The organism is Tardiphaga sp., from assembly GCF_041424195.1.
In the GTDB taxonomy this organism is placed as follows: Bacteria; Pseudomonadota; Alphaproteobacteria; order Rhizobiales; family Xanthobacteraceae; genus Tardiphaga.
In genome coordinates this window covers 1-15,252 of sequence record NZ_JBGMOE010000132.1, presented here as the reverse complement: position 1 = coordinate 15,252, position 15,252 = coordinate 1, and the positions used below count along the sequence as shown (strand labels likewise).

Below are 15,252 nucleotides of genomic sequence, written 5' to 3'. Positions count from 1 at the left end.
GCGACACCTGAAAGGCGCGATGGATCCAATGCAGAGCCCTTCCGACGACGCGAGCACCACCATGCGAAATCCCGACCTCGACGGCGACATGCTCCGCGAAAAATGCGGAGTATTCGGTATCTACGGACATCCCGATGCGGCGGCGATCACCGCGCTCGGCCTCCACGCCCTCCAGCATCGCGGACAGGAGGCCGCCGGCATCGTCGCCTTCGACGGCAAACGCTTCCACTCCGAGCGTCGCCTCGGCCTCGTCGGCGACACCTTCTCCCGCCGCGAAGTGATCGAGCGCCTGCCCGGCACCGCCGCCGTCGGCCACACCCGTTACTCCACCACGGGCGAAACCATTCTCCGCAACGTCCAGCCGCTGTTCGCCGAACTCAATGCCGGCGGTTTTGCAGTGGCCCATAACGGCAACCTCACCAACGGTCTGACCCTGCGCCGCGAACTCGTGAAGAATGGCGCGATGATGCAGTCGACCACCGACACCGAGGTCATCCTGCACCTCGTCGCGCACTCCAAGCGCAATCGTTTCATCGACCGTTACATCGAAGCGCTGCGCGCCATCGAAGGCGCCTATGCGCTGGTGTCGCTGACCAACAAGAAGCTGGTCGGCGCGCGCGATCCGCTCGGCATCCGTCCGCTGGTGCTGGGTGAGCTCGACGGCTCCCCGATCCTCGCCTCGGAAACCTGCGCGCTCGATATCATCGGCGCCAAGTACATCCGCGACATCGAACCCGGCGAAGTGATCGTGTTCGACGAGAACGGCGCACAGAGCCACAAGCCGTTCGCGCCGCAAGCACCGCGCCCCTGCATCTTCGAATATATCTACTTCGCGCGCCCTGACTCGATCGTCGGCGGACGCTCGGTCTACGACACCCGCAAGGCGATGGGCGAACAGCTCGCCCGCGAGACCCATGTGGAAGCCGACGTCATCGTGCCGGTGCCGGACTCCGGCGTCCCTGCCGCGATCGGCTACTCCCGCGCGTCGGGCGTGCCGTTCGAACTCGGCATCATCCGCAATCACTATGTCGGCCGCACCTTCATCCAGCCGACCCAGAGCGTGCGCGAACTCGGCGTGCGCATGAAACATTCTGCCAACCGTGCCGCCATCGAAGGCAAGCGCATCGTGCTGATCGACGACAGTCTGGTGCGCGGCACCACGTCGAAGAAGATCGTCAAGATGATGCGTGACGCCGGCGCCAGCGAAGTCCACTTCCGCATCGCCTCGCCGCCGATCACCCATCCTGACTATTACGGCATCGACACGCCGGATCGCGCCGGCCTCCTCGCCGCCACCCACACCCTGGAAGAAATGCGCGACCTGATCGGCGCCGACTCGCTGGCCTTCGTCTCGGTCGACGGCATCTACCGCGCCATGGGCGAACCGGGCCGCGATCCCGCCCATCCGAAATTCGCCGACCACTGCTTCACCGGCGACTATCCGACCCCGCTCACCGACATGAGCGAGATCGACGCCCCGCGCCAGCTCTCTCTGCTGGCCGAAGCGAGCTGAGCCAGAAACGGCTATCGCCACTATCGACTAAACGCCGTCATGGCCGGGCAAAGCGCGAAGCGCGGCTTCGCTAGATGTCCCGGTCATCCACGTCTATAAAACCACGCACTAAAGACGTGGATGCCCGGAACAAGTCCGGGCGTGACGGAGTGAAGCTGTCCATGACCCAATCCCTCGCCTCCCGCATCGCCCTCGTCACCGGCGCCTCGCGCGGCATCGGCTATGCCACTGCCCTCGCATTGGCCAAGGCCGGTGCGCACATCGTCGCGGTGGCCCGCACGCAAGGCGGCCTCGAAGAACTCGACGACGCGATCCGCGCCGAGGGCGGCAGCGCCACGCTGGTGCCGCTCAACATCACCGATCTCGACGGCATCTCACGCCTCGGCGCAGCCCTGCACGAACGCCATGGCAAGCTCGACATTCTGGTCGGCAATGCCGGCGTCGCTGGTCCCTCATCGCCGCTCGGCCATATCGAGATGAAGGCATGGAACGACACCATGGCCACCAACCTCACCGCGAACTTCCAGCTCATCCGCTGCATGGAGCCGCTGCTGCAGCAGTCCGATGCCGGCCGCGCCGTGTTCATCACATCCGGTACTGCCAACAAGGCCTCCGCCTATCGCGGGCCCTATGCCGTCTCCAAGGCTGCGCTGGAAACACTGGTGCGCGTCTGGGCCAACGAGACCGCGACGACGAATATCCGCGTCAACCTGTTCAATCCCGGTCCCGTGCGCACGCATATGCGCGCCATCGTAATGCCCGGCGAGGATCCCGAGACACTCGACACACCGGCGCAGGTTGCCGAGACCATCGTGCCGCTGTGCCTGTCATCCTGGACGCAGACCGGGAAGTTCGTCGATTACAAGACCGGCAAGGTCATGAGCTTCCACGCACCGTCGTAGTGCTGATCAGTCGGATGGGTAAAGCGCAGCGAAACCCATCGCTGTCTTTCCTATGAGTGATGGGTTTCGCTCCGGCGCCATGCTCCTCTGCTCTATCCATCCTACACAATGCGGAACGCCGCGTTTCTTCACCGCGCCGCAAGATTGACTCTTCCCCATCGCCGGACTTCACTTCCTCCCAAGCGGGACAACCCGCACCGATAATCAGGGAGGTCGTCATGGCGTCGCCAACTCATCGCGCGTGGTCGCTGCGTATACTTGCAACAGCCGCACTCGCGCTCACCGCGCTCTCCCTGTCACCCCCTCCGTCCCGCGCCGCCGATATCCCGCGCTTCGAGGTCGAAGCGTCCTGGCCGAAGCCGCTGCCGAACAACTGGATCCTCGGCCAGGTCGGCGGCATCACGACCGACAAGGACGGCCATGTCTGGGTGATCCATCGCCCGCGCTCACTCACCGATGACGAGAAAGGCGCAGCGCTCAATCCGCCGCGCTCGAAGTGCTGCGTGTCCGCGCCGCCGGTGCTCGAGTTCGACAGTGATGGCAATCTGCTGCGTTCGTGGGGTGGCCCCGGCACCGGTTATGAATGGGTCGGCCGCGAGCACGGCATCGAAGTGAGCGACGATGGCTTCGTCTGGGTCGGCGGCAACGAGGCCAACGACAACGCGATCCTGAAATTCACCCTCGACGGCAAGTTCGTGATGCAGATTGGCACAATCGCGCCATCGAAAGGCAGTAACGACACCACGCAGCTCGGCAAGCCCGCCGAGACCGCCATCGACAAGGATGCCAACGAGATCTATGTGGCCGATGGCTATGGCAATCGACGCGTCATCGTGTTCGACGCCACCACCGGCGCCTACAAGCGGCACTGGGGTGCCTATGGCAACAAGCCGAACGACGACAAGCAGGCGCCCTATGACCCCAACGCGCCGGTGTCGCAGCAATTCGCCAATCCCGTTCATTGCGTGAAGCTCGCCAATGACGGCCTCGTCTATGTCTGCGACCGCATCAACAACCGCGTGCAGGTGTTCAAGAAGGATGGCTCATTCGTGAAGGAGTGGTTCTACGAGAAGGCCACCCTCGGCAACGGCGCTGTCTGGGATCTCGCCGTCTGGCCCGATCCGAAACAGAGCTGGCTCCTGACTGCCGATGGCGAGAACAACGAAATCCGCGTCATCAATCGCGACGACGGCAAGGTTGTCGGCACGTTCGGCCGCAACGGCCGCCAGGCCGGCCAGTTCCACTGGATTCATGCCATGGCGGTGGATGCCAAGGGCAACGTCTATACGGCCGAAGTCGACACCGGAAAGCGTATCCAGAAATTCAAGCTGGTCTCGGATGCGTTGAAATAGCGAAGCCTTGCGAAGCGGTCGAACTCAGTTCGGCCGCTTCCGCTTATGCGCGAACGGATTGGCCTTTTCGCGCAGCGTGATGCGGATCGGCGTACCCGGCAGGTTGAAGGCCTCGCGCAGCGTGTTGGTGAGATAGCGCAGATAGCTCGTCGGCACCGCGTCGGCGCGCGAGCAGAACACTATGAAGCTCGGTGGACGTGCTTTCGCCTGGGTGACGTAGTTCAGCTTGAGGCGACGACCTGACACGGCGGGCGGCGGATTGTTGCCGATGGCATCCTCGAACCAGCGATTGAGGCCGGCCGTCGGGATACGGCGATTCCAGATCGAATAGGAGTCCTCGATCGCCTTCATCAGGCGATCGACGCCCTCGCCCATCAGGCCGGAAATCGCGACGATCGGCACGCCCCGGACCTGCGGCAACCAGTGATCGGCATCGGTGCGCAATTGACCGATCTGGCCACCCTGCTTCTCGACCAGATCCCATTTATTGACCGCGATCACCAATGCACGGCCTTCGCGCTCGATCAGATCGGCGATGCGCAGATCCTGTTCCTCGAACTTGTTCTGCGAGTCCATCATCAGCACGACGACTTCGGCAAAGCGCACGGCGCGCAGCGTATCGGCGACGGAGAGCTTCTCGAGCTTCTCCTCGATGCGCGAACGGCGACGCAGGCCGGCGGTGTCGAAAATGCGGAAGTCGCGGCCCTTGTAGTTGAGCTCGACCGAAATGCTGTCGCGCGTAGTGCCCGCTTCTGGCGAGGTCAGCAGGCGCTCTTCGCCGAGCAGATAATTGATCGTCGTCGACTTGCCGGCATTGGGCCGCCCGACGATGGCGACGCGGATCGGCCGCGTCTCGATCTCTTCTTCGGGAATGATGACGTCGTCATCGTCGAATTCTTCGGGCTCTTCGACCGGCTCTGGCATCAGCACGCGCAGCGCGTCATAGAGCTCACCAAGGCCTTCGCCATGTTCGGCGGAGATCTGGATGGGATCGCCGAGGCCCAGTGCATAGGATTCCATCGCGCCGACTTCGCCATGCTTGCCTTCGCTCTTGTTAGCGAGCAACAGCACCGGCTTGTTGGCGCGGCGCGCGAAATCCGCAAAGGCGCGATCGTTCGGCGTGAGCCCCGCACGCGCATCGATGACGAAGAACAGCGCATCGGCCAGCGCGATCGCCGTCTCGGTCTGCTCCTGCATGCGCGCGGTCAGCGAGCCCTTCGGGCCTTCATCGAGACCGGCGGTATCCACCAAGGTGAATTCGAGATCGCCAAGCTTGCCCTCGCCCTCGCGGCGGTCGCGGGTGACGCCGGGGGTGTCATCGACCAGCGCAAGCTTCTGCCCGACCAGACGGTTGAACAGCGTGGATTTGCCGACGTTGGGTCGGCCGATGATCGCAATGGTGTAAGACATAGGTGATCCGTGCGCCCTTTACGGACAGCCTGTCAATGAGAGGGCGCGCGATCTCAGCGCGAGAAACTACCCGACGGCACTGGTGCCGGGAATGGTGTGGTTGCCTGCTGGGCAGGTGCTGGCGTTGCTGCTGCCGGCTCATCCGCCGGCGGCGCAGTGGTGCTGCGACGACGGGCGACCTTCTTGCCTTTCGGCGGCGGCGGCGCGGCGGCGGTGCTGCCTTCTTCGGCGGCGGCGGCATCGGGCTCGGCGGCCGGCGCTGCGCCATCCTGACGAACGGTGCCGACCTGAACCGAGCCACGATTGCGCGACTTGCGGCCCTGGGGCTCCGGCGCAGGCGCCGTCGGCTGTGGCGTTGCCGTTGCGGCGTCCTGTGCGCGCTGGCGCTCGACATTCTCCTTGTAGAGATCCTTCGGCACGCCCTGCTCGAGGCCCGGGACGCCATCGGGGAACACCGGCTTGCGGTCGCCCGGCAGCTTCTTCTTGGTGTCCAGGAAGTCGAGCAAATCAGCAGGATCCCAGCCGGACATGCTGCCGCAGCCCGAGAGCGCGCTGGACAGCGCGATCAGGACGGCGGCGGAAACGAGGCGTTGCATCGGGCGCATGGACGACTTCTCACTCAACTCGTGATCTGAACGATCGGCTTCAGGTCGGCTCTAATTCAGCTCTTGTCTTGCTCGGCTCTCGCTTAGCTCTTGGCTGCGGGCGGCAACAGCGCCTGCAGCGCTTCGGCGCGAGTACGCAGGCTCGCCGGCGTCTCCGCATCGTTGGACATCATGTCCAGCCACTGTCGCGTCGCCACGGCGTTGTTGGCCTTCCAGGCCGACAGCGCCAGCAGCTCGCGCGCCGAATGGCGATAGGTGCTGGTATTGGTCGTCGCCGGCTCCAGGCGCGTCTGCATCGCCTCGTAGGGCGTGGTCTCCAGCAACAGGCTTCCGGCGCGGATACGCGCCAGATCCTGCTCCGGCGCAGGAACGGTGCGATCTGCGATGATGTCGTCGTACAGCTTCACCGCGGCCTGCGGATCGCGCGAAGCGGCCTCGGCAGCGGCGCGCAGACGGGCCAGCGCGCGGTAGCCGGACGGCGCCTCGGCAGCCAGCTTGGTGAAGGCAGCTTCGGCCTCGGCATGCTTGTTCTGCTCGGCCAGTTCAGCCGCGCGATCGAACGCCGCACCGGCCTCTCCGGCCTTCTTGGCCTCGAGATAGGTATAGCCGCGCCAGCCGCCGACACCGACCACGATCAGAATCGCGACTGCAATGATCAGGAGCGAATACTTTTCCCAGATCTTCTTGAGCTGCTCGCGACGCAGGTCTTCGTCGACTTCATTAAATAATTCAGACACTTAAAGGTATCCTGTCCCCGATGGGCCGCGCTCACCCCGAGCGGCGCCGGGCATATGCGCTCCGGCATGGCGGCGGCGATACCCTAGCGTTATGGCGCTGGCAAGGCAAAGCCAGCGCGATCAAAGCGTTATCCCGCAATGCTTAATTCGAACCGATACCTTTCAGGAGCGTCAGTTCATGCCCCCGGCGCCGCCGCTGGTGCGGCCATTGGCGTTGGACCCGGCACTGTTGTCGCCGAAGGCCGAATTGGCATTGTTACCGCCGAGCGCGGCATTGCCCCGGGTATCGTTGAGCGGGCTTGCGACCGGACGGGGTTCCTCGAGACGGTAATGGGGCTTCCGCTCCTTCTTGACCGGCTCCGCCTGCGAAATCGCGGGAAGCAGCGCCAGCACGGCGACAAAGCTCAGGAATTTCAACGTCTTCATAGTCATCATCCTTCGCATCTGCCCCTGCATTTCAACCCCGACAGACCCGCAAAATTCCTGCGGAAATCCTGCGGGCGCCTTGCGTCAAACCTGCGTCAGCCCTTCGGCTTGCCGCCATAGACATGTTCCGGTCCCGGAAATGCCCGCGAGCGCACATCGGTGGCGTAACCCTCGATGGCCGCCTCGATCATCGGACCAAGATTGCCATAGCGCTTCACAAACTTCGGCACCCGCGCCGACAGGCCGAGCATGTCTTCGAGCACCAGCACCTGACCGTCGCAGGCCGCGCTCGCGCCGATGCCGATGGTCGGGATTGCAATCGTCTCGGTGATTTTCCGCGCCAGTGGTTCGGCGACCGCTTCGATGACGACGGAGAACGCGCCGGCTTGCGCGACCGCGATTGCATCGTTCTGGATCGGACCGGGCAGGTTCTCGCCGCGCGCGAGTGCTTCGGCTTCTTCCTTGCCCTGCGAGCGGAACGAACCAAGGGCTGCGATCGACTGTGGCGTCAGACCGATATGGGCCATCACCGGAATGCTGCGCTCGGTGAGGAACGCGATGGTCTCGGCCATGCGCGCGCCACCTTCCAGCTTCACGGCGCCGCAATGGGTCTCTTTCAGAATGCGCGCGGCAGAATGAAACGCCTGCTCCTTCGAGGCCTCATAGGAGCCGAACGGCATGTCGACGACGACCAGCGCATGCTGCGAGCCGCGCATCACGGCATGGCCCTGCAGGATCATCATCTCCAGCGTCACCGGGATTGTCGTCTCGAAGCCATGCATCACATTGCCGAGCGAGTCGCCGACCAGGATGACGTCGCAATAGCGATCGACCAATGAGGCCGTATGCGCATGATACGAGGTGAGCATCACGATCGGCTCGCCGTTCTTGCGCGCGAGAATATCCGGTGCGGTCTTGCGCTTGATGGCCGACTGAACTGACATGAACTTAAGCTCCGAACACGGGGACGCCGATCACCACCGGATGAAAGGCGAAACCCAAAGCAATATAGGCGACGATACCAACCGCGACCGCAATCGCGTCATTCATCGGACCGCCCACCGGGATCGGCGGACCGCCGGCGTCGGCGCGATGTTTCATCGAGATGCGATCGATCACCGCCCAGGCCAGGAAAGATCCGAACAGGATAATCGAGCCGAGATCGCCATTGGCGAGCAGATGCGCGGCGGCCCACAATTTGATGCCGGCGAGCATCGGATGTTTCAGCGTGGTGTAGATGCGACCGCGGATATAGGACGCGGCGACCAGGATCACCGCCGGCAGCATCAGCGCGACGGTGATGTGTTTCATCGCCGGCGGCGGCGTCCAGACATTGATCCAGCCGGTCGCGCGATATTCCGCGAAGCCCCAGATGATCAGCGCGAGGCCGACGGCGGAGATCAGCGCAAAGCCGAGCTTGTAGACGCTCTCGCCCAGACGCGCGATCAACTCCGCGCGCGCCTCGCGCCTGATGATGAACAGGTGAATGCCGAGAAACAGCACGAGGCCGAGGATCATCACGATCAGTCCCATGATGTTCAGTCCTCTCGCCCGGGCGGTTGCGTGCCGGATGGGTTGCCCGCCCTGAAATTCCCACTATGGTCCCGCCCGGCCAGCGGATTTTAGCCGCCTTTGGCGCCGGTCAGACGGTTTCCGGGTATCACTTTTCAGGGGACGCACGCAATGCTGCGAAACGACACGACATCTGCCCGCTTTCGCCTTGCGCTCGCAGCGCTGCTGTTCGCGACACTGCCCTTCGCAGCGCACGCGCAGGCGCCCGTCTGGCCACCCAAGCTGGTGCGCATCATCGTGCCGTTCGGCGCCGGCGCGAGCCCGGACATCGTCGGCCGCGTGCTCGCCGACAGTCTGCAGGCGCGGCATCCCGGCACCAATTTCGTCGTGGAGAATAAGCCCGGCGCCTCCGGCAATATCGGCACCGACGCCATCGCCAAATCCACGCCGGATGGTTCGACCATCGGCATCTCGCTCGGCGGTCCCCTCGCCATCAACACGCTGCTGTTTGCCAAGCTGCCCTACAATCCCGACACCGACATCGCGCCGATCACCTTGCTGACGCAGTTGCCGAGCGTGCTCGCGGTGCCGACCAGCCTCGGCGTCAACACCGTCGCGGAATTCCTCGCCAAGGCCAAAGCCGATCCGAAGGGCCTCGGCTACGGCTCCATCGGCGTCGGCACGCTGTCTCAGCTCTGCATGGAAGCGATCGCGCGGAAGGCCGGCGCCAACATGGTGCACATCCCCTATCCATCGTCGCCCGCGGCGACCACCGCGCTGATCCGCGGCGATGTGCAGGTCGCGTGCCTCCCCGCCATCGGCGTGACGCCCCAGCTTTCGACGGGGGCCGTCAAGATCCTCGCCGTCACCACCGCGAAGCGCTCGCCATTTCTGCCGGATGTGCCGACGCTCACCGAGAGCGGCATCGACGTGCAGTCCGATGCGTGGAATGCGCTGGTCGGCCCGGGCGGGCTGTCTGGGGATGTGGTGGCGACGATCAATGCAGAAGTGACGCAGACGCTGGCAGAGCCCGGCGTGATCGAGAAGCTGAAGCTGCAACTCATCACGCCGTCGCCGACCACGCCGGAGCAGCTCCGCAAGCGGATGGCCGACGAGAAGGCGCTGTGGTCCGACGTGATCAAGGCGGCGAAGATCAGGATCGATTGAGAGCAAAGGCACGCGGTTCCTAACCTCTCCCCGCACAACGGGGAGAGGTTAGGCAGCCTTCACACGAATCTGCAGTTCCGGTCCGCCTGTGCCGAGCCGACCAGCGACGTCACGGGCACGCTGTAGCTGTTCGTCGTCGGTGTCTGGCCCCGCGGGGCGAAGACGAGCACGCCATGTTGCTTGATCGACTGTTGGGCGTTGTTGATCTGGACGTCAATCGCGCACGAGACCTTGCGGTCGCAACCATTCTCATAATCCAGCTTGAACGAGTATTTGCCGCTGCTTTCCCAGTAGCCAGCATATTTGTTGGCGACGCAGGCCTTGGCTTCCTCGGTCCAGTTGTCGGCGTCAGGCCAGAACAACAAGGCGCTGCCGCCTGTCAGCGCGCCGACCGCGCCAACAATCGTCGCAATCACTACGAACCTGCGTTTGAGCATCGCCGTCTCCGAGATGGTTTCCCCTTCGTCGCGGCGGATGGCACAGCGGTTCATGCCGCGCATTACTTCCCGGACTGCCCCTCAAGATCCCGATTATCGACATAGCGGATCATGATCGGCCGCCCCGCCAGCGCGCCCCCCAGACCCTTGGTCAGCTTCAGTGGCAGGCAACCGTCGAGCGAGGTGTTGATGGCCTTGAGATAGGTGTCGCGCATGTCCTGCGGCGCATCCTTGCTGGCAAAGGTCACGCGCGGCGATGCGATGGGCCTGCCAGACCTGTTGAACGAGAACATCACCGACATCTGCATCCCCGCACGCGCATGATCCACCGCGGGCGGCGACCAGCACGACCGCAACGCCGCGAACAGGTCGCCAAGATTGTCGAGGTCATGATCGGGCTTGCGATAGCGATCCTGCTGATCCTCAGGCGGCACGCTCATCACCGTGACCTGCAGGTTCTGGCCGATCGGATAATTGATCTCCGGAATGCACGGCCCATGATCGAACACGCTGCACGTGTATGGCGTGCACGGCCGGCCATCCAGCACGCTGCACGGCCGGTGCGAAAACGGCACCGCATCGCCGGCGCGCAGCCGCCGCGCCTCGGCCTGCCCGGCGAATGCCGTCAGGACGCCGGCGATCAGAAGCGACAACAGCCGTCCTGCCATCGGAACAATCCTTGCAAATACGCCCTCGCCTGAAATGATACGGGCGTGTGGCGTCATCAAGATCGGATGGGTCACAACCGCACGAGCAGACCAGCAACGGGAGCGCCTGTCGAACGGCTCATCGCAGAGATTGTTGCGCCTGCGTGCAGTCCGGCACCACACGTCGTCATCACACCCCCAACCTCAGGAGACCGACATGAGCAGTCCTCAGGTACATCGTGATATTTCCACGACCATGAAGCTCGAAATCGTCGTCGTTCCCGTGTCGGATGTCGACGAGGCCAAGAATTTTTACGCAAGCCTTGGCTGGAGGCTCGATGCTGACTTCGTGGCCGGCGACGACTATCGCGTGATCCAGTTCACGCCGCCAGGGTCGGATTGCTCGGTCATCTTCGGCAAGAACGTGACCGCCGCGACGCCGGGCTCGGCGCAGGGTCTGTATCTGATCGTCTCCGACATCGAGGCCGCCCGTGCGGACCTGCTCGGCCGCGGCATCCAGGTGAGCGACGCCTTCCACGCCGGAGATGTCAATAACGGGCCGGACGAACCCTATCTGTTCGGACGGCTGCGGGTGAATGGCCCGGATCCCGCGCGGGCCAGCTATCGTTCCTTCGCGTCATTCAGCGATCCGGACGGCAACGGCTGGCTGTTTCAGGAAATCACAACGCGGTTGCCCGGACGTGTCGATGCCAGTGCCACGACGTTCAAGTCTCCGGCTGACCTCGCAGCCGCCCTGCGGCGGGCGGCCATAGCGCATGGCGAGCACGAAAAGCGCAGCGGCGGCCAACATGACGAGAACTGGCCGGACTGGTATGCCGACTACCTGGTGCGCGAGCAGACGGGCGAGCCGTTGCCGACATAGCGGACGTACTGCAAGGCATATGGGAAGACACGACAAGGGGAATGTATGACCACCAACGCAGAACCGACCACTCCGTTCGAGCGCAGCCACTCCATCGTGATTGCGGCTGCGCCCGAAGCCGTGTTCGATTACGTCACCAATCCGAAATCATGGCCGGAATGGCTGCCCTCCTCGCACCAGATCGATTGCGACGACCGGCCGATGGGCTTCGGCGACACCTTTCACGAACACTGGTCGACGCGCACCGGCCCGGTGAATCTCGACTGGCTGGTGATCGCCTGCGAACACCCGAAACTGTGGATCGGCCTGACGCACACGCCGTTCATGGGCCCGATCGTGGTGCAGTATATCTGCGAGCCGACCGACGACGGCACCAAGTTCATCCGCACCATGCGCAACCCCGCGCGGCCGAAACCGCCGACGGCCGAGATGGTTCAGCGCATGGATGAGGAAGCGGTGCTGGGACTGGGGAATATCAAGAGGAATGTGGAGGGGCGAAGAACCTAGAGCGGACGGCGCAGTGTCATCCGTGAAATTGGCGAAGGCGCCGCGGTTCCGCCTATCCCAGGGATAGCTCTCCGGCGCGCCGGTCCGATACACCGGCCGGCGCATCGGCAGAGACGCTCGATAGTGCATGGGAAATCGTGCGATTACGGCCGCCCCGCTTCGCTTCGTAAAGTCGCCCATCGACCCGCTTGTACAGGCTCAGCCAGCTATCGCCCGGCTGCAGCGTCCCCACGCCGAAACTCACAGTGACGTGCCTTGCTCCGCCCGGGATGACAAATCTGTTCTGTGCGATCGCGATCCTCAGGCGTTCGGCGTAATCAACCGCATCCTGTTCATTGGTGTCCGGAAGGAACACCGCAAATTCCTCGCCGCCCAGCCGCCCGACAATGTCGCGCTTGCGCGACGCGCTGCGCAGCAGGCGTCCCACCTCTCCGAGGACATCGTCCCCGACGTCATGACCGAGGGTATCGTTGACGTTCTTGAAGTGGTCGATGTCGCACAGAGCGAGCGCAGCATGGCTCGCTCCGTGTTTGTGCAGATGGGCCGATACCCGTTCCTGAAAGCCGCGCCGATTCAGGATTCCGGTCAACGGATCAAGGTCGCGTTCGCGACGGAGATCGTCAATCATGTCGGACACTGCTGCAGCGAGGATGGCCAACGCCAGGCCGGCGCCAAGCACGGCGAGCGACAACTGGAGCGCTTGCCAGAACATCGAATTGGCAAAAGCGGTCTTGTCGGTCGGCGCCGTAAATCCGACCGTGAGCAGGGTCCGCGGAAAAAAGTGCAACCCAAACAGCAGCAGCACCCAGAACAGAGCCCGGTCCACATATCGCCCCCGCGCCAAGGCGGTGAGCCGCCACGCTGCGATCACCATCAGGAGGCCGTAACCGAAATTCTGGATGTAGACCCGGGCGATGAGATTACGGTCGATATAAAAGAAATAGGCGAGCAGAAGCACGAAGGCGGCGAGGATCGCCATATCGATGGCCGGGCCGAGCGGCTTGCTCGAACGCAGCAGGATGCCCTCCACGGCGGCGATCACCGCCGCGGTGTAGAGCGCGCCCGACACGATGGCATTGGGCCCCGCCCCGGGCGGCCAACCCAGAATCTGCGACATCGCGCCGAGGGCAAACAGGACGCACGCGCCGGCCAGCAAGAACAGGTAGTTGCGCTTCTTCTCGATGAGCCACGCGCAGACGAAGGCAATCCCGAAGACGACCAATATGCCGGGCGCAATCAGTTGGAGCGTAGTCTTGACGACGACCCCGTCCATCTCACTCAAACTTTCCCATAGGCCAGGCCGTCGTGGCGCGACTGCCTCAACACCGACGCCTCAACACCGAGTGCCTCGTAGCCAGAAAACGCTATCAAATTTGAGCAGAAATGCCTCAAATTGGAATCGATCCACCGGAAGCAGGATCCTCGCCCCGTGGATGATTGAACAGCTTGAGGATCCCGGCAGCTTCAAGAAAGCGTGAACGCCGACGCATTGAGACATCATGCGGCGCCAAAGGCCCACGCTGGGCCAAGATGGGATGGCCGGGTCAGGCTCAGGCACGACGTGGCAGTGAGTGTCGCCTCACATTCAGTCGTCATACGCGGGCTTGACCCGCCTATCCACCTTTAGGCAGCGTTCAGGAAAAGAAAAACGTTCTCACCCCTGCTTCTTCACGTCCTTGATATCCGAGAACACGATCCCTTCAGCGCGTTCCTTGGTGTAGTTCAGATAGAAGTCGTTCTTCGCCAGGAACACCGGATCGCCGTCGACGTCGTCGGCGACACCGGAATTGTTGTTCGACATGAAGGTCTCGAGCTTCTTCTTGTCCTCGGACGAAATCCAGCGCGCCAGCGAGAATTCCGAGACTTCGAAACTCACCGGGAGCTGATATTCCGCATCGAGCCGCGCCTTCAGCACGTCGAGCTGCAGCGGGCCGACCACGCCGACCAAGGCCGGCGCGCCGTCGCGCGGGCGGAACACCTGCACGACGCCCTCTTCCGACATCTGCTGCAAAGCCTCTTTCAGCTTCTTGGCCTTCATGGCATCGCCGAGGCGGACGCGACGAACGATTTCAGGCGCGAATGACGGCACGCCGATGAAGGTGATGTCCTCGCCATCGGTCAGCGTGTCGCCGATCCGCAGCGTGCCGTGATTGGGAATGCCGACCACGTCGCCGGCATAGGCTTCGTCGGCAATAGCGCGGTCCTGCGCGAAGAAGAATTGCGGCGACGACAGCGACATGTTCTTGCCGGTGCGCACCAGCTTGGCCTTCATGCCGCGCGTGAGCTTGCCGGAGCAAAGCCGCGCAAAGGCGATGCGGTCGCGGTGGTTCGGATCCATGTTCGCCTGGATCTTGAACACGAAGGCCGACATCCGGGGCTCGTCGGCCTCGACCTTGCGCAGATTGCTCTCCTGCGCGCGCGGCGACGGCGCGAAACGGCCGAGACCTTCGAGCAGATCGCCGACACCGAAATTGCGCAGCGCGCTGCCGAAATAGACCGGCGTCATGTGGCCCTCGCGGAACGACTGCAGGTCGAACGGCTTGGAGGCTTCCTTGACCAGTTCGAGTTCGTCGGCGATCTCGCCGGCATCGAGATTGGCGTTGCGGCCGGCCAGATCGGAAATCTTGATCTTCTCGGCCGCGCCCGTCTTGGCGCCGCCGCCTTCGAGCAAACGGATGCCACCGGTCTCGATGTCATAGGTGCCCATGAAATCGCGGCCACGGCCGACCGGCCAGTTGATCGGCGTGGTGTCGAGCGCCAGCGTCTTCTCGATCTCGTCGAGGAGATCGAACACGTCGCGGCTCTCGCGGTCCATCTTGTTGACGAAGGTGATGATCGGGATGTCGCGCAGACGACAGACCTCGATCAGCTTCAGCGTCCGCGCCTCGATGCCCTTGGCGGCGTCGATCACCATGACGGCCGAGTCGACCGCAGTGAGCGTGCGGTAGGTGTCTTCCGAAAAGTCCTCGTGGCCCGGCGTGTCCAGGAGGTTGAAAACATGGCCCTGGAATTCGAAGGTCATCACCGAGGTGACGACGGAGATGCCGCGGTCGCGCTCGATCTTCATCCAGTCCGAGCGGGTGTTGCGGCGCTCGCCCTTGGCCTTGACCTGCCCGGCCAGATTGATGGCGCCGCCGAACAGCAGCAGCTTTTC

General features: G+C 63.5%; 16 protein-coding genes. 6 read left to right on the top strand and 10 right to left on the bottom strand.

Annotation, left to right across the window (positions count from 1 at the left end; all coding sequences use genetic code 11):
• The first annotated feature begins 19 nt into the window (after positions 1–19).
• From purF to ACEK02_RS17805, 3 genes are all read left to right on the top strand, one after another.
• Positions 20–1,513: an amidophosphoribosyltransferase gene (gene purF, locus ACEK02_RS17815; protein ID WP_371422912.1), complete on the top strand. Its 1,494-nt coding sequence runs from the start codon at positions 20–22 to the stop codon at positions 1,511–1,513.
• 161 nt (positions 1,514–1,674) lie between these two features.
• Positions 1,675–2,415 carry an SDR family NAD(P)-dependent oxidoreductase gene (locus ACEK02_RS17810; RefSeq protein ID WP_371422911.1) on the top strand — a complete coding sequence of 247 codons (741 nt, stop codon included), beginning with the start codon at positions 1,675–1,677 and terminating at the stop codon, positions 2,413–2,415.
• A 218-nt stretch (positions 2,416–2,633) separates the two neighbouring features.
• Complete coding sequence (locus ACEK02_RS17805; RefSeq protein WP_371422910.1) at positions 2,634–3,767, top strand: hypothetical protein; 1,134 nt, start codon at positions 2,634–2,636, stop codon at positions 3,765–3,767.
• Between the two features lie 24 nt (positions 3,768–3,791).
• Here ACEK02_RS17805 and der read toward each other — a convergent pair whose 3' ends face one another.
• The 6 genes from der to ACEK02_RS17775 all read right to left on the bottom strand — a co-directional run bounded on the left by der (position 3,792) and on the right by ACEK02_RS17775 (position 8,478).
• The gene (gene der, locus ACEK02_RS17800; protein WP_371422909.1) at positions 3,792–5,177 is read right to left on the bottom strand and encodes a ribosome biogenesis GTPase Der; all 1,386 of its coding nucleotides are present in this window, start codon (positions 5,175–5,177) and stop codon (positions 3,792–3,794) included.
• A 53-nt stretch (positions 5,178–5,230) separates the two neighbouring features.
• Positions 5,231–5,782 carry a hypothetical protein gene (locus ACEK02_RS17795; protein WP_371422908.1) on the bottom strand — a complete coding sequence of 184 codons (552 nt, stop codon included), beginning with the start codon at positions 5,780–5,782 and terminating at the stop codon, positions 5,231–5,233.
• Between the two features lie 83 nt (positions 5,783–5,865).
• Complete coding sequence (locus ACEK02_RS17790; RefSeq protein ID WP_371422907.1) at positions 5,866–6,519, bottom strand: tetratricopeptide repeat protein; 654 nt, start codon at positions 6,517–6,519, stop codon at positions 5,866–5,868.
• Between the two features lie 171 nt (positions 6,520–6,690).
• On the bottom strand, positions 6,691–6,945 hold the full coding sequence (locus ACEK02_RS17785) for a hypothetical protein (protein WP_371422906.1): 255 nt from the start codon (positions 6,943–6,945) through the stop codon (positions 6,691–6,693).
• A 95-nt stretch (positions 6,946–7,040) separates the two neighbouring features.
• Complete coding sequence (gene panB, locus ACEK02_RS17780) at positions 7,041–7,889, bottom strand: 3-methyl-2-oxobutanoate hydroxymethyltransferase (protein ID WP_371422905.1); 849 nt, start codon at positions 7,887–7,889, stop codon at positions 7,041–7,043.
• 4 nt (positions 7,890–7,893) lie between these two features.
• Complete coding sequence (locus ACEK02_RS17775) at positions 7,894–8,478, bottom strand: NnrU family protein (protein WP_371422904.1); 585 nt, start codon at positions 8,476–8,478, stop codon at positions 7,894–7,896.
• A 150-nt stretch (positions 8,479–8,628) separates the two neighbouring features.
• On the opposite strand from ACEK02_RS17775, the gene ACEK02_RS17770 reads away from it, so the two are divergent.
• A complete protein-coding gene (locus ACEK02_RS17770) occupies positions 8,629–9,624 on the top strand; it encodes a Bug family tripartite tricarboxylate transporter substrate binding protein (protein ID WP_371422903.1) in 996 nt (331 codons plus the stop codon).
• Between the two features lie 59 nt (positions 9,625–9,683).
• Here ACEK02_RS17770 and ACEK02_RS17765 read toward each other — a convergent pair whose 3' ends face one another.
• Both ACEK02_RS17765 and ACEK02_RS17760 read right to left on the bottom strand, forming a co-directional pair.
• A complete protein-coding gene (locus tag ACEK02_RS17765; protein WP_371422902.1) occupies positions 9,684–10,124 on the bottom strand; it encodes a hypothetical protein in 441 nt (146 codons plus the stop codon).
• A complete protein-coding gene (locus ACEK02_RS17760; RefSeq protein ID WP_371422901.1) occupies positions 10,124–10,729 on the bottom strand; it encodes a hypothetical protein in 606 nt (201 codons plus the stop codon). The genes ACEK02_RS17765 and ACEK02_RS17760 overlap by 1 nt, the downstream gene beginning before the upstream one ends.
• A 196-nt stretch (positions 10,730–10,925) precedes the next feature.
• Between ACEK02_RS17760 and ACEK02_RS17755 the strand changes: the two genes are divergently transcribed.
• Together ACEK02_RS17755 and ACEK02_RS17750 are read left to right on the top strand one after the other, a co-directional pair.
• On the top strand, positions 10,926–11,591 hold the full coding sequence (locus tag ACEK02_RS17755; RefSeq protein WP_371422900.1) for a VOC family protein: 666 nt from the start codon (positions 10,926–10,928) through the stop codon (positions 11,589–11,591).
• A 45-nt stretch (positions 11,592–11,636) separates the two neighbouring features.
• On the top strand, positions 11,637–12,098 hold the full coding sequence (locus ACEK02_RS17750) for an SRPBCC family protein (RefSeq protein ID WP_371422899.1): 462 nt from the start codon (positions 11,637–11,639) through the stop codon (positions 12,096–12,098).
• Positions 12,099–12,150: 52 nt separating this feature from the next.
• Here ACEK02_RS17750 and ACEK02_RS17745 read toward each other — a convergent pair whose 3' ends face one another.
• Positions 12,151–13,371, bottom strand: a complete 1,221-nt coding sequence (locus tag ACEK02_RS17745) for a GGDEF domain-containing protein (protein WP_371422898.1) — start codon at positions 13,369–13,371, stop codon at positions 12,151–12,153.
• 381 nt (positions 13,372–13,752) lie between these two features.
• Positions 13,753–15,252 (bottom strand): peptide chain release factor 3 (locus tag ACEK02_RS17740; RefSeq protein ID WP_371422897.1); only part of this gene is annotated, 1,500 nt, incomplete at its 5' end.

Excerpts from the sequence above, each read along its gene's own strand:
- purF (WP_371422912.1), top strand. The coding sequence starts at position 20 with ATGGATCCAATGCAGAGCCCTTCCGACGACGCGAGCACCACCATGCGA.
- ACEK02_RS17810 (WP_371422911.1), top strand. The coding sequence starts at position 1,675 with ATGACCCAATCCCTCGCCTCCCGCATCGCCCTCGTCACCGGCGCCTCG.
- ACEK02_RS17805 (WP_371422910.1), top strand. The coding sequence starts at position 2,634 with ATGGCGTCGCCAACTCATCGCGCGTGGTCGCTGCGTATACTTGCAACA.
- der (WP_371422909.1), bottom strand. The coding sequence starts at position 5,177 with ATGTCTTACACCATTGCGATCATCGGCCGACCCAACGTCGGCAAATCC.
- ACEK02_RS17795 (WP_371422908.1), bottom strand. The coding sequence starts at position 5,782 with ATGCGCCCGATGCAACGCCTCGTTTCCGCCGCCGTCCTGATCGCGCTG.
- ACEK02_RS17785 (WP_371422906.1), bottom strand. The coding sequence starts at position 6,945 with ATGAAGACGTTGAAATTCCTGAGCTTTGTCGCCGTGCTGGCGCTGCTT.
- panB (WP_371422905.1), bottom strand. The coding sequence starts at position 7,889 with ATGTCAGTTCAGTCGGCCATCAAGCGCAAGACCGCACCGGATATTCTC.
- ACEK02_RS17775 (WP_371422904.1), bottom strand. The coding sequence starts at position 8,478 with ATGGGACTGATCGTGATGATCCTCGGCCTCGTGCTGTTTCTCGGCATT.
- ACEK02_RS17770 (WP_371422903.1), top strand. The coding sequence starts at position 8,629 with ATGCTGCGAAACGACACGACATCTGCCCGCTTTCGCCTTGCGCTCGCA.
- ACEK02_RS17765 (WP_371422902.1), bottom strand. The coding sequence starts at position 10,124 with ATGCGCGGCATGAACCGCTGTGCCATCCGCCGCGACGAAGGGGAAACC.
- ACEK02_RS17760 (WP_371422901.1), bottom strand. The coding sequence starts at position 10,729 with ATGGCAGGACGGCTGTTGTCGCTTCTGATCGCCGGCGTCCTGACGGCA.
- ACEK02_RS17755 (WP_371422900.1), top strand. The coding sequence starts at position 10,926 with ATGAGCAGTCCTCAGGTACATCGTGATATTTCCACGACCATGAAGCTC.
- ACEK02_RS17750 (WP_371422899.1), top strand. The coding sequence starts at position 11,637 with ATGACCACCAACGCAGAACCGACCACTCCGTTCGAGCGCAGCCACTCC.
- ACEK02_RS17745 (WP_371422898.1), bottom strand. The coding sequence starts at position 13,371 with ATGGACGGGGTCGTCGTCAAGACTACGCTCCAACTGATTGCGCCCGGC.